The sequence below is a fragment of the uncultured Shewanella sp. genome (assembly GCF_947495455.1).
Lineage (GTDB): Bacteria > Pseudomonadota > Gammaproteobacteria > Enterobacterales > Shewanellaceae > Shewanella.
Genome location: NZ_CANLZC010000129.1, coordinates 1 through 13775, shown reverse-complemented (window position 1 = coordinate 13775; position 13775 = coordinate 1). Strand labels below are relative to the sequence as shown.

Below are 13775 nucleotides of genomic sequence, written 5' to 3'. Positions count from 1 at the left end.
ATTGAGACATTATTGCCTTAAGCTAGACAAATCCTCACGGTATTGGGACAAATTCTCTCACCTTTGAGTGTTTCGGAGGTAGAAGTATTACCTTTTACTCGGTTTTGACCTATGGAATTGAGACATTATTGCCTTAAGTTAGACAAATCCTCACGGTATTGGGACAAATTCTCTCACCTTTGAGTGTTTCGGAGGTAGAAGTATTACCTTTTACTCGGTTTTGACCTATGGGATTGAGACATTATTGCCTTAAGTTAGACAAATCCTCACGGTATTGGGACAAATTCTCTCACCTTTGAGTGTTTCGGAGGTAGAAGTATTACCTTTTACTCGGTTTTGACCTATGGGATTGAGACATTATTGCCTTAAATTAGACAAATCCTCACGGCTTTGAAAGTGTATTCAGTATCTATTTTTTGAATATAACAGACTTAAAAATTATCCACACACTTAAGTCAAAATTGGGACAAATCCTCACGGTTTTGAGACAAATCCTCACGGTTTTTAAAAGATATTGGGACAAATCCTCACGGTATTGGGACAAATTCTCTTACTTTTTTCTCTCAAAGCTAGAGCTGTCAAGGCTTTCAAAAATCAAAAAGATCTTTAAAAAAAGATCTTAAATAAAAAAGCTATTAAAAAGAGAGTGGATATGTGGATAACTCAAAAAACGAGTTAACCACAATCAACTCTAAAATCTCGCTCCGCGATCAATAATTAATTTTTTTTACTTAAAATATCCAAACATCAACCTTAATTTTGCCTACGGCCATCTGGCGGGCTGAGGAATCTATAACGGGCTATAACAGCGTGTCTGGCAGGGGGTGAGCGCGCTCTTTTATTGTTAACCATGCTGATGACGTTCTGTTATTGCATTTTATTAGCAGTGTTTCGACAAGATAAAACGCGCTGCGTTTTGGTTTCGCTCCGCTTCCATGCTTTCGCGTTGCTCAAAATCGCATAAAAAATAGTATAAAATCGACCCTAAAAATCTATTTTTTATTGATTTTTTATATGTATATTATATAATAATATTGTTTTCAACTGATGCCCTTCGGGGCAAATACCCTTAAAAAAGGAAGAAAAACAATGAATATTAACGACGCGCTTAATATATTAAATTTGTCCCAGTCTGTAACTAAAAAAGAAATAAAAAAAGCCTATAAAGCTGCCTCTCTAAAATATCACCCTGATCGCAATCCAGCAGAAGCTGAAACCATGAAGTTAATTAACTTAGCTTATGACTTTTTGCGTAGTTTAGACTCGTTTGAATCTGAAACCATTGAAGCTACAGAAGACTTTCAACAAACAGACTACAGTGAAGAATTTAACACTGTGCTTAGTGCATTGTTTGTGCTTCAGGAACGCGAAAACGCCGATTTTGAAATAGAAATCTGTGGTAACTGGATTTGGATCAGCGGCAACACAAAACCTTTTGCAAAACAATTAGGCCGAAAAGAAGGCGGGATAGGATGCTACTTTTGCAAAAAAAACGGGGGTTGCTGGTATTACAGGCCTGAACAATTCAAGTCTAAAAATCGTAAGTCCTGCTCGATGAATGAAATACGTGAACTCCACGGCTCGCATAAGCCTGTCTACGGCAAAAATCGAAAATATATAGCGGCTTAGTATGCTCGGGGCGTAAAAACGCCCCTATTTATCATTTAGGAGGCTTTATGACTACAAATTATAACAATGATACTATCGAATTATTAAAAAGTGTGTGTTGCTATCTTGGTGACAACTGGTTTTTTAATGACGTTAAAACACGAGAATTTATTAATAATTACCGAAATGGCCAAGTTTGGCTTGATGACCGGAAAGGCATTTTTATTCAGTTGTCATCAGCATATCGAAAAGAATTACCACAATTTAGTTTATGCTTTGAACAGTCAAATGCTCGATATTTGAATGTTTTTCATAGCATTGGTTGCAGCTTAAAAAAATCACCCAAGGCCATTGCTGCCGATCTCAATAAACGTTTATTGATTCATTATGATGATGTACTGAACAAAAAAGAGGCCATGTTAAAAGAGCATACACAAAAACGCGCTTCCTATCAGTTACGTCAAAATATTATCCATTCAATATCTAAAATTATTCCGTTAGAAAATCAACGTCATGGAGGAGGTAATAAATATTATATTCCGAATTTTGGCGCGTTAGATCATAAAATAGATGAAGATGAAAAATTTCGTTTATCAATTCATACCCTAAACGCTGAGCAGCTCATTAAGATATATCAAATAATGACAGAAAAATAACAAATATTTTTGTGTTTTTTATCAATTTAATTTGATTTTCTCGGGTCAATTTTATATAATTGTTTACAGTGGAGTTAAGGAAGTAAAACGTTGTTATTCACTGTTTTTGAATCATTTTTTAGCAATGCCTACGGGCAAAACCATATAAGGATTATGTGATGAAAACATTCAATTTCCCCTTTTCTGATTACACTTTTGACGCGACTTATTCGGTTGAAGATAATAAAATCCGCCTTTATCCCAAGCAGCATCTTGAGCAAGAGCATTACAATTTTTTAAAGGACTTGGGCTTTAAGTGGGCACCCAAGCAAGGGCAGGATAAAACTTACAATGGCCTGATGTATGCGCTTTGGACTACCACACGAGAGGATTTTGCGCTATTAGTGTCTAATTCTAAGTTTCTGGACATGGAAGAAATGACACTCGTTGAACGTGCCGCCGAGCGTGCCGCCCGTTTTGAGAATTACGCAAATAACCGTTTACAAGATGCGCATGATTATCATGCTAAGGCGCTTAAAGTTAGTGAAGCGGTTCCCGCAGGTCAACCGATTTTAAGCGGTCATCATTCTGAGGCCAAAGCGCGAAAATTACAAAACACAATTAAGCGCTGTTTTCAGAAAAGTGACGACAATATTTCGACGTTTAATTATTGGATTGACCGCATTAAAGGAGTGCAATATTTCGCTAATCGTAAAGCAAACTACAGTACTAGATTTAATCGAATCAAAGGGTTATTGAAGGATTTACGCGATATTCAGAAAAAGCTGAATAACGCTCATTATGGCCTTACATTACTAAATAAATGGCTAGCCGATTTTGGTCATGATAATGAAACCCTATCACGCAAAGTAAACGTTTTTTGTGGGGTACGGTTAAAGGCAACAAATTTACCTGTTATTCCTTATAAAGCCTACGAGGGGATGACTGCCGCCGAGATTATTAACGAGTCAATAAAAAGTCATCAATGCACCCTACACAGCCAAAATATTCACCGCAAAATAGCGCATTTATTGGGGCGTATCGGTTACGAGCGCGGCGAATTGGGAGAATGTGAGCGCTTTGAGGGCAAAATGACCGCCGCAGTTTTACAGGCGTTTGCCCGTGAAAATGGCGCATTACAGCCAAAAGCCAAGCAAAATAAAGATACTGGCGAATGGGTATTAACGTCCCTTGTGCCGCTACCGTGTCATTTATCAGATAGTAGTGAATTAAGCCTAAGTGATGATGAGTGGCGCGATGTGATGCAGGTGCAAGGCTACAGCGTGCCGCCAAAGCGCGAACCTCAGTTACCGCTTTTAAATCTTGATGTTAAAACACTTTCATCGACTGGTAGATTTGATAATAGGCTTGAAACACTAAACGTAATCCATTTAACCAAAGCCGAATATAAAGCCGTTTACCATGAATCAAGAGGTGTTCGGTTATCCGCTTGTGGAAAATTTCGTTTTAGACTTTGCCTAGACCCTAGTTCAACTAAAATTTATTACAAGCGTAAATGGGTAGCCGTCTTTTTAACTGACTCTAAAGCGCATCCCGTGCCGGAGTCTAACGCAATCAATTATATTGCTGAAAGTGAAAAGGTGGCTTAATGAAAATACCTGTTTATCGTCGGCCTAATAAGTCCAATACGATGAAAATTACAAAACGGGTAAAAGTTGCGCCTTTGGCGCAACTTGCCACAGTTCCTGTGATTACTGTTGATAAATTTACTGAATGTCATGTGACCCCTGATAATGTCGCGCGAAATATGGTTAGTTATTTTAATGAGTTGGGGCGAGTATTAGAGCCACAATGCGGCACAGGTCAGCTCATACAGGCACTAATTGAAAATGACGTTGAACCTTCACATATTACAGGGGTAGAGCGCCATTGTGGACTATTTGAGGCGACAAAGGCGCGTTTTGAGGGATTGGGCGTTCACTTAGTCCGTGACTGTTTCTTTGAGTTTGCAGAAAAAACACCACTCCGCTTTGATAATATTCTGATGAATCCACCGTTTAAGCTTTATAAGCGTCACCTGAAAGCGGCTGTATCCCTTTTAGCGGGGCAGGGGGAGATTGTTTCGCTGGTGCCTATTACTTGTAACCTTGACGGCTTCTATGAACTAGAGAGGTTGCCTAATGATACGTTTTCAACGGCTGTGGTGAACACTAAATTAGTGAAATACGATAAGAAGTAAAAATAAACCAGGGGGGCGTTGCCCCCCGACAAAAAAAGCAAAAGCGCAAAAGGAAGCGCGCATTTCCTACCCCCTGAAAGCGCTCCGCTCAGGGGGTAGGGCGCTAAAATAACATCTACCCTGATTTGCCCATGCGGGCGTCGGGGTGGCTGAGTAGCATTAGGCTTGCTATAAAAGCATTGTCTGGCAGGTTAGTTATATTAAACAATAAATTAGGTAAGAAAAAATGAAAAATATAAGAAAAGAGGCCTTGATGGCCTTTGAATTTTGGCAAAAACCGACTGTAACAGAAGTTAAAACGGTACTTGATGCGCTGGGATGGGAGCCACTTAGGGGGAAAGATAATGAGAATAAATTATTAGGTATCGGTGGGAGGAGTGTTCGTCGCTGGTTTGCGCATATTGAGCAATCTCCTGATAATTTATCTTGTATTAATTATGCTACTTGGGCATTACTTGTTTATATCGCATATGGAAAGGTGTTGTATGAAACTATTGACGGTATAGACGCAGGGTCTCTACCTTTGTCTTATCTCACCTCGCCAGAGGAGTATATGTCTCCACCGAAAGAAGAAATTTTTCGATTTATCGGTGAACATTCTTTGACCGGACTCACGCGAGGTGGGTTAAAAAATCGCTTGGGATGGAACCAAGGCACTTTTAAGACCATCTCAGAGGGTAATTTAAGCTACGCTAATTTTCTTAATTTACTGATTTTATGTAAATATCCAATTAAACAGATATTGGTTGAGCAGTTTAAAAAAGAGTTGAAAAAAAATGAAAAGCCAAAGAAAAAAACAGAGCCGGTATCTCGTTTTGCTCGCGTTCAGTTGATTGATGAAAGTGAGTTTATTGAACACCTGATATTTTGGTCCGAAAAGAAAGTCAGCCCTTTTTCGAAAATTAAAATAGAGCAATTAACACACACGAAAAAAAATAAGGCCTTAAAAATATTGTCAGGTAAAGGAGAACTGTGTGCATTAGACAGTAAGAATTTTTCATCTCAGTCAGGTATTTTAGGGCATTTGGGCAAATTATTTGATAAAGCTGGGATTGAAATAGACGGTGAGTTGGTTTAAATAAAAAACAAATTTAACAATTGGTTATGTCTTTTATGTTCACATCAGCCTGATTATGGTCTGGTGCAAATGATGCTGTGCTTAAAAAAATGAGCTAGCGAGTATCCCAGGGACTGTGTTGATATTTTTTTGTTGAACGGAACAAAACAAAGATTAAATCGACAAACATTTCAAAGATAAAAATCAAAGAGTAAAGAATAACAGATTAAAAAATAAAAGATTAAAGATAAAAACATTAAAACGAAGCACCTCATTACTGCATTCGGCAACCTGCTGCATTTCACACGCGTCATAAACGACTGACACGAGTGAAACCGAGCCTAAAAAAACAGTCTCGGCACGCGTGTTGGCATCAGGGCTAAATGCTGCGCGCACTTCCTGGGATTTGAAAACGCTTCGCTCAAATCCCAGGGCGCTAAAATATCATCTACCCTGGTTTTCCCTTCGGGCATCAAAGGGGCTGAGTATCATTGACCGTGCTACAAAAGCGTTGTCTGGCAGAGTGGTTTGGTTCGTGGTTAGCTGAGCGGCTTATGACGCGCTGATAATATTTTTGAATGTAATACGTCTCGACAAGAGCTTTCGCAGCCCTACGGCCTGCTGCGCGGCGGTGAGAAGCACCCGCCTTACGTCTGTCATGCTTTCGCGTTGCTCAAAAGCGCATAAAAAAGTCACACAAAAAAACTATAAAAAGTTAACTTATTTATTCATATTTTATTTGCTTTTTGGGGTCATTTTTATATAATTTGTATTGTGGAGTTTAGGAAGTAAAACGTTTTTCTTCACTGTTTTTAAATCATTTTTTAGTAATGCCTACGGGCAAATACCATATCAAGGATAATATGATGAATAGATTACATGATGGCCATGTCGTAGCCTACCAAAACCATATTTTAGACACTTTTATTAACAGTGTTCCAGCCCCCTCTAAAACCGTCAACAAAGCCGACAATGCTTATTCTATTGTTTGGCACCGCGCTTTCTGGGTCGAACCCTATATTTACGCAATGAAAACCTTCTGTTTGATTTGTGGCGTCACTTATGAGAGAAAAATGGTGGTGCCGTTAATTAAACATGGTGTGCATTTAGAAAAGGTTAACAAAGGGGAAAAAGGCAATTCACCGTTTAGCCTTAAAAATTACAGTATTCGTTTTAGCCGACTTGTTTTTTCTCTTCCTTATCGTCTGGTAAGCAAAATCTAACCCCTCGCTGTTATTACACAGCCTCATTAATTTGAGGCTGTGTGCCACTTTAAACAAGGAAAACAATATGATTACAGTAAATAGTTATTTTTCGGGTGCTGGATTAATGGACATGGGGTTGATGCAGGCTGGTATAGAGGTTTCTCAGGCGTTTGAACTTGATAGTGATGCGTGTAAAACGTATCGATTGAATATTGGTGATCACGTTAAAGAATGTGATTTAACCAGTGAGATAGTAACAGAGCAGGGAAATTGTGACGGTATGGTATTTACTTACCCGTGCACAAAATATTCGACGATCGGCGATATTCATGGCGTCAGAACGGGTGATGAATTGTTTTTACATGCATTACGTCATCTGGCCATCGCCCGCCCTGAATTTTACGTGATTGAAAACGTTCCTGGAATGCGCGCTTTTCCAATTGTTATGGAAGCTATGACGAAAATGCCGGATTATTACGTTAATGTATTTTGTCCAATTAAAGCGGAATGGTGGCTACCACAAAGAAGGGACAGGCTGATCATTATCGGTACTAAGCGCCATTTTTCAGTCAGGCCGCCAGAAAATACCACACCAATCAGGCTGGCTGAAATTTTAGAATGTGATCCCGATATCACCTATCCCAAAGCGATTTATCAACGAATGGGGGGAGAGTATAGGGACTTGCCGATTATATCCGATCCCGTTAAAGGTGATTTGGCACCAACCTGCGTCGCTCATTACGCGAAGGACAAATCGACTCGGTTAGTTTCAGATAAACGCTTTCCGCTGGGAGTGAGGCCGTATTCAGTTAGAGAGTGGGCGAGGCTGCAAGGGGTGCCTGATGATTTTATGTTTCCTGTTTCTAATACATCGGCTTACAGGCAAATTGGTAACGGTGTAGCATTGCCTGTTGCTCGCTGGATTGGCCGTGAAATAACACGTTACATGAAACAAAATAATAAGTTTTTTCTAGCTGCTTAGTTTCAATAACCATTGGACAATGTTGTCCAGTGGTATTTAAAAATTCAGCAAAAAAACACGAAAAAATTACATAAAATCATCGATATTTTGTTGTTTTTCTGGGTCATTATTATATAATTAAATCAGTGGAGTTAAGGAGGTAGTCGCGGTTGTTCACTGTTTTATAGATACTTTTTTAGCAATGCCGAGTGGCAAAACCATATAAGGATTATATGATGACTTTACCAAAAGATGTAAGCTCAACTCACCAAGCGTTCAATTATAATGTTATTGAAACTCGCGTGGGAAAGGTGCTCATTCGTACGCAATTGATAGCAGATATCTTGCCCCTTCTTGAAAAATTCACCACATCATTAAACACGCAGAGATGTAAAGATGATTTACTTTGTTGGTGTGTCGATGTTTTAACTGGAGATTTTGAAGATGAATTTGGTGTTTACTCCGAGGATTGTTTAGAAAAGTTAGTGCTTTGTTGTTTGAATGCTCGCCACTATCTTATTGAAAACCCCCATGCCTTTTGTGAAGAATTCAATGCTGAAAAAATAGGTTTGAAGATTGATTTTGATGGTGCTTTTCACCCGTCAGAGAGACTTTTTTGGTATGACCGATCAGAGTTTATATTGATGAAAGAGGGTGTATAGCTGTTAGGAGTTTTTGTAAATTGTCGCTGAACCTATAGTCTGGGTATAGCGACAAGGGCGTTGCCCCCAACTATAAAGTAAAGAAACAGGGCAGTAGTTACATTTTAAATTCATAATTAAGGACGAAATATGAGCGTTATAAGCCAGTTAGAATACAACGAATTTGTTATTAATAATGTAGTTGATGATGATATTAAATTACATTCGGAATCTTGTCCAAGTTGTAAAAAAGAAGCTGTGAAGCGGGTATTTGAACTTTGCGAAGGTTCAATAAATCAATACTTTACTTTCAACTGTAAACACTGCGGATATCATTCATGTAATCAAACAGAGTGTGATGTTTGCGAAGAAGACCACGAAGAAGCACTTAAGCAATACAATCAATCTGTTAAATCTGATTTTTAATACAACTATTTACCAGTGATAAGTGATTTTATCACTGGTAGGTTCAAATTATTGTTATTCAGTGCCAGCTTCTCTATTGATTAAAAAATTGTGCGTACATTATTAATTAGGATATTAAAATGGATTATTTAAATATATTAGTTTTTGAAGAATATTTTTATTTACTTTTTGCTGCTAGTGTTACTGCCATCTCCTTGTGTTTCGCTGGTTATATACCTGTTTTGGCTTTTAGTTGTTTATATAATTCAATAGTAAACAGGTTGGAAATGCGTAAATTAGAGATGTCATTAATAGAAAGATATACACAGGTTTCAGTTTTGACTGGATTGTTATTTGCAGCTGTTTGGGTATTGATGATTGCCTTATTATTTGTTTTTGCATGGTTCAATTTTATTGTTTATCTTTGGGAGTGAATACAAAAGGAATTAAAATGAATAGTTTATCATCAGTGCACTGGTCGCTACCCTCGTTTGTTATTTTGGGTTTAATCTTCATAGAATTCAGGTTGTTACATCTATCTACAGATTTGTTTATATATTTAATAATACCCAATTTAGTTGTTGCAGTTTTACTTAGTGTTGTTATTGATAGAGTATATTGTATGGTGAGAGGCAAGTTAAGGCGCTATCATTCAATGAGTTAGATTGCAGTTTGAGTTGAATCTACCAGTGATAAATCATCTTATCACTGGTAGCGAAAATTTCACTGATTTATAAGGAAGCAATCATGGATATATTTGACCGTTTACGATACGCGATAGAAACTTACGGGGCAGAGGCCGTACTGATTCAAAAAACAATGTTAGGCTCATGGGATGAGCTTAAAATCGGTGCTGGTAAATCTGGTTATTCAGTACAAACGGTAGATTCACTGCCATTTCATGAAGATAAAAGGAATTTAACTAGGGGAATTGGGAGTATTGAGGATAATTATATTTTTAACATGCACTCTATTGAAAAAATAGCTAAAGAATATGAATTGAAAGTTATTTATTTACCATAATCTCTTGTTGTACGCATTTGACTAAAGTCTAGTGTTTTCAATGCGCTAAACGGCGAAAAGCCACTGGTCTGTTAAGCAGTGGCTTCTCTGGAGATGTTCGAAATTCATCTTATGAAATTGAACACTTTAAGTTTAGCTTAAGTCTGCCGTAGTGCAAACTTCCTACAGATTCACATCTAACTATCTAAAAATAATACTTTTGATGTATTTTAAACAAATAATCAATTTAATGCTTGCACTCGTTCGTGATTGCGAACATAATTAATTCAGAGCTTACGCAATGGTGCGAAGCCAACCTAAGAGGAAAAAATTATGACTGCATTAAACCAAGCACAAGCCTTCTTAAACACTAACTCTTCTTTATTATTTACTGATGAAGTATTAAATGATAATCAAAAATATTTAGAACTTGTTGCAGATGAAATAGCTTTTAATCATGAGTTAAATGAAGGTGAAGTATCAATATTTAGTGATAATAGTTGCATTATTCGCATTGAAGATACTATTAAAGTCTCAAGTAATTTTAACACTGCGCTAGATGTAGTTGAGTTTTATAATGATGAATATGTCATCATCGACTCAACTGAATTAGTAAGTGATTGTGAAGAAATTGTTTTTCAAGATTCTTACGGTTCAGGCGTTGCACTATATAACAATGAAAGCTGTGAAAATTACATAGTATTAGCTGAAAAAGCAGGATTAGATTTTACTAAATACATTGGTGTCTATTTTAACTAATTAAATTAGACAGATAAAGGCGGCATAAGCCGCCTTTATTAAAGAGGTTTTTATGAGTTGGTTAAGCTTAAATAGTTTTGAATTACAAGCAGTGCGCAAGCTGTTGTATTTAGATGTGAGTGAGGCGGCGGAACATATAGGCAAGGTGTCTAATCGCTCATGGCAATATTGGGAAGCGGGTCGCACACTGGTTCCTAGTGATGTAGAAATAAAAATGTACGAATTAGCGCAGTGGCGCAGCATGTTGATCAAATTAACGCTAGCCGAGTTGGTAACAACTAAAGATAAATCAAGTAAGATTACGTTAAAATGGTATCATAACTTTGATGCATGGGAAGCAATATTTCCAAATAAAAATAAAGTATTATGGCGATTGCATCAGAGCGTCTGCGCGTATTTATTTGAAGAAAACGAGAGGGTAGAGTTAGATGCTAATGCACCGTTGAATACAGATTGTTTTATGTACCAATGGCTGTCTGATATGATACTAGAGAAATCATGGCGGGCATAGCGATTGATTATACAAATCACCGTTTTAACGCGCTACACGTCAAACGCTTAGCGGGCTATGTACAGCATGGCCGTAATCGCGTCAAAGTATGGCATTGCGAGTGCCTTTGCGGTCGTACACTAGAAGTTGATCAAGCCGCTTTGCTTAAAGGTCAGAAACCTGCTTGCAAAACCTGTCGCCGTGGCCCTTGTGTCATATGTGGTGCCCCGATTGATAATGATGACTGGAGCGTTAAACGTAATACTTGCTCAGATGTTTGTCAGCATGAGCAGCTAAAAGCACGGCATAGGCGGCATTATTACACTTTGATTGAACGTGATCCTGAGCATAACAAAAAGCGGCACAAAGATCGGCAATTAGCTGATCCACTCTATGAAAAAAAACGTTATCAGCGGCGTATGGTTCGCTTAAATGCTTTGCCCGAGGTACAACGGCAAGCCATTATTCAAAAGCAAAATGAGTATACAAGGCTTTGGCGTTCTAATTACGTTAAACAGTTAAAAGAGACTGATTATTCACAGTATTTGAAGTATAGAGCGGCAATGAATGCGTATTTTCGGCGCTGGTATAAACAAAATCGCAAATCAAACGGGAAAAATGACATGAGACATAGCGATTTAAAACTATCGTATCGAGCGGCTTTAGTTACACATAATTTTACCACTTATTTGCTTTCCAAGCTTCATTGTGTCAGTGAAAAAGAGATAGAAAAATGGCGCGGTGATTCTAATGCATGTCCTCCGTTCAGTGCGATTTATGAACTTTATTTGCTTATTAATAGATTGGAATTAACGATGCCGATTGAAATTAGTCGGATTATTAATCGATCTAGAGGGCGAATCATTGACCTTGTTAATGATCATTTAACATGTAACCCCATCACGGGTGAGCCAATTTCAAAAATAGAAAGAACAAGAAGTGCTAAAGCAAGCTATTTATTTAATGGTGAACGGATTGTATTACGAGATATAAAAGAAAAACTCGGACTTGAAATTAGTCGATCAACAATACAAAAGCGTATTAAAAAGGCTGGGTTGATTTTGGGAGATGAAATATCAGGTGTAGATTTTAAAAAATACAAAAACACTGGAAGAAAGATTAGGAAAAGTGTTTAAGTTATAGGTTGTTGTAATATAAGTCGTTTATTCAAATCGAACTAAGGATAGTAAAATGTTAGAAAAAGTCATTGTGAGTGGGTGTGCGTTGTTACTGCTGCTTGGTGTCACTGGTTTTTTGGGTTTTCATCTGTTCAAAGATTGTAAAAATAGTCGATATCATTTCTAATTGAATCATGCCTACCAGTGATAAAGCTCGTTTATCACTGGTAGGCAGGCTTTATGACATTTTTGAGTTAACATTACTAACCCCATCTTTTTTACTATACTTTTCAAATACTCTTATCGTTTACAAAGATTGTGAAGAAGAAATCATGAATTGTCCTCATACAAAGATTGAAGCAGCCTTAGATAGGTGGTCAGAATGTCATTGGTATGTACATCAGATGGAAGAAAATTATCATACCCCAGATTTATTTAGATATTCCCTGAATTCATTTATTAGGGCGCTTAAAGAGATACCACAAATATTGAAAATGGAGTTGCAAAATGAGCTTTCATTTAAGAGACAATTTAAACCAATAATTGATTTATTGAATAACAACGAATTACTGTCAAAGCTCAAGAAAAAAAGAGATTTCATTGTTCATCAAGGTATGCTGGAGGTAGAAAGTTCAGGTTGTATTGGAACGACAGAAGGTCGTCGTATAAAGATGTCGGTATCTATGCATGTGGAACCACATGAAACAACACAAGAAGCATATGATCGCTTTAAAGATATGTGTCGAAACAACCCAGTCTTAAGAGAGATGGTTGGTCCAGACTGTGATTCATGGCCAATGATAAGGCGAGAATGGAAAACCTCTGATTTTACTGGAAAAGAGTTACTTCAGCTAGCAATTGATGCTTGGAGCCTGGTTGGTGAAGTCATATCAAAAATTGTGCAGATAATGGGAGGAGAGCCTTTGGACTTATCATTCTCATGTAGACATGATCCAGAAAAAGTCAAAATAGTTGAATTTAGCCAACACGATTTTTTTATGTCCGTTGATGGTATTGATATAAATGCATAACAAGTGGGTAACACTCGTTCCTGACCCCGAACGCTTCATGTCTTGCGAAGTCTACCGCACACATAAGGCTATAGAGTAATACTGATGGATTAGTATAATGTTTTCATTTTTAAAGAGAAAGAGAACCTTAACTTCGTTGATTGCAAGTTCAATTTATAACGAATACAAAATAGAAAATTTTTTAACAAAATTCAGAATTAATGAAGAGAGTGACTGGCATGATTTTGAGGAAAGCGGTAAGAATCACAGTGAGTTTAGTGTGGAGCTATTCTTCATAACCGCACTAAAAATATTTAAATCACTGACTAATGATAAAAATGTTTCTGAAACACTAAATCAAGGTGAAGGTGAAGAAATTTTCCTTGAGTGCATTGCTTTTATATGCTTTGCAATACCAAAGCTCGATTATGAAGAATACCTAGTAGATTTATATGGTAGAACTGGAGATTTTTACAAGCTAGATGGTTCAGATGTGGTGCTCAATAAAATTATCGATTTGTATTCACACACAAAAAAATTGTCTTCAATACATCCTCAAAAACTTGTTGATTTCTGGGAGGATCGATCTGAGTTTTACTTTCAACTTGGGGTTTTGCGCCCATTTCAGCGAAAAGTCCAAAGTGGCTCTGTAAGCCTCATTCCACAAGGCATTCGAAGCCCCCC

16 protein-coding genes are annotated in these 13775 nt (G+C 37.5%); all 16 read left to right on the top strand.

Going from position 1 to position 13775, the window contains the following annotated elements:
• Positions 1–1089: 1089 nt before the first annotated feature.
• Positions 1090–1629, top strand: coding sequence for a DnaJ domain-containing protein (locus Q0791_RS22260; protein ID WP_299011337.1), 540 nt, complete (start codon positions 1090–1092; stop codon positions 1627–1629).
• Positions 1630–1676: 47 nt separating this feature from the next.
• Positions 1677–2264, top strand: a complete 588-nt coding sequence (locus Q0791_RS22255) for a hypothetical protein (protein WP_299011336.1) — start codon at positions 1677–1679, stop codon at positions 2262–2264.
• Between the two features lie 158 nt (positions 2265–2422).
• Positions 2423–3853 (top strand): DUF3560 domain-containing protein, encoded by a 1431-nt coding sequence (locus Q0791_RS22250; protein ID WP_299011335.1) that lies wholly within the window; start codon positions 2423–2425, stop codon positions 3851–3853.
• Positions 3853–4443, top strand: coding sequence for a class I SAM-dependent methyltransferase (locus Q0791_RS22245; protein ID WP_299011334.1), 591 nt, complete (start codon positions 3853–3855; stop codon positions 4441–4443). Before Q0791_RS22250 ends, Q0791_RS22245 begins: the two co-directional genes overlap by 1 nt.
• Before the next feature lie 226 nt (positions 4444–4669).
• Positions 4670–5521, top strand: a complete 852-nt coding sequence (locus Q0791_RS22240) for a hypothetical protein (protein WP_299011333.1) — start codon at positions 4670–4672, stop codon at positions 5519–5521.
• 842 nt (positions 5522–6363) lie between these two features.
• Positions 6364–6723 (top strand): hypothetical protein, encoded by a 360-nt coding sequence (locus Q0791_RS22235; RefSeq protein WP_299011332.1) that lies wholly within the window; start codon positions 6364–6366, stop codon positions 6721–6723.
• Between the two features lie 67 nt (positions 6724–6790).
• On the top strand, positions 6791–7687 hold the full coding sequence (locus Q0791_RS22230) for a DNA cytosine methyltransferase (RefSeq protein ID WP_299011331.1): 897 nt from the start codon (positions 6791–6793) through the stop codon (positions 7685–7687).
• A 212-nt stretch (positions 7688–7899) separates the two neighbouring features.
• Complete coding sequence (locus tag Q0791_RS22225; protein ID WP_299011330.1) at positions 7900–8328, top strand: hypothetical protein; 429 nt, start codon at positions 7900–7902, stop codon at positions 8326–8328.
• 129 nt (positions 8329–8457) lie between these two features.
• Positions 8458–8733, top strand: coding sequence for a hypothetical protein (locus Q0791_RS22220; RefSeq protein ID WP_299011329.1), 276 nt, complete (start codon positions 8458–8460; stop codon positions 8731–8733).
• 119 nt (positions 8734–8852) lie between these two features.
• Positions 8853–9146 carry a hypothetical protein gene (locus Q0791_RS22215; RefSeq protein WP_299011328.1) on the top strand — a complete coding sequence of 98 codons (294 nt, stop codon included), beginning with the start codon at positions 8853–8855 and terminating at the stop codon, positions 9144–9146.
• A gap of 313 nt (positions 9147–9459) precedes the next feature.
• Positions 9460–9735 (top strand): hypothetical protein, encoded by a 276-nt coding sequence (locus Q0791_RS22210; protein WP_299011327.1) that lies wholly within the window; start codon positions 9460–9462, stop codon positions 9733–9735.
• Positions 9736–10047: 312 nt separating this feature from the next.
• Entirely contained in the window at positions 10048–10473 is a 426-nt protein-coding gene (locus Q0791_RS22205) for a hypothetical protein (protein ID WP_299011326.1), read from the top strand.
• Between the two features lie 52 nt (positions 10474–10525).
• Positions 10526–10984 carry a DUF1870 family protein gene (locus tag Q0791_RS22200; protein WP_299011325.1) on the top strand — a complete coding sequence of 153 codons (459 nt, stop codon included), beginning with the start codon at positions 10526–10528 and terminating at the stop codon, positions 10982–10984.
• Between the two features lie 140 nt (positions 10985–11124).
• Positions 11125–12099 (top strand): hypothetical protein, encoded by a 975-nt coding sequence (locus Q0791_RS22195; RefSeq protein ID WP_299011324.1) that lies wholly within the window; start codon positions 11125–11127, stop codon positions 12097–12099.
• A gap of 176 nt (positions 12100–12275) precedes the next feature.
• On the top strand, positions 12276–13112 hold the full coding sequence (locus Q0791_RS22190; protein ID WP_299011323.1) for a hypothetical protein: 837 nt from the start codon (positions 12276–12278) through the stop codon (positions 13110–13112).
• Positions 13113–13209: 97 nt separating this feature from the next.
• The coding region (locus Q0791_RS22185; RefSeq protein ID WP_299011322.1) for a hypothetical protein at positions 13210–13775 on the top strand (566 nt) is incomplete at its 3' end.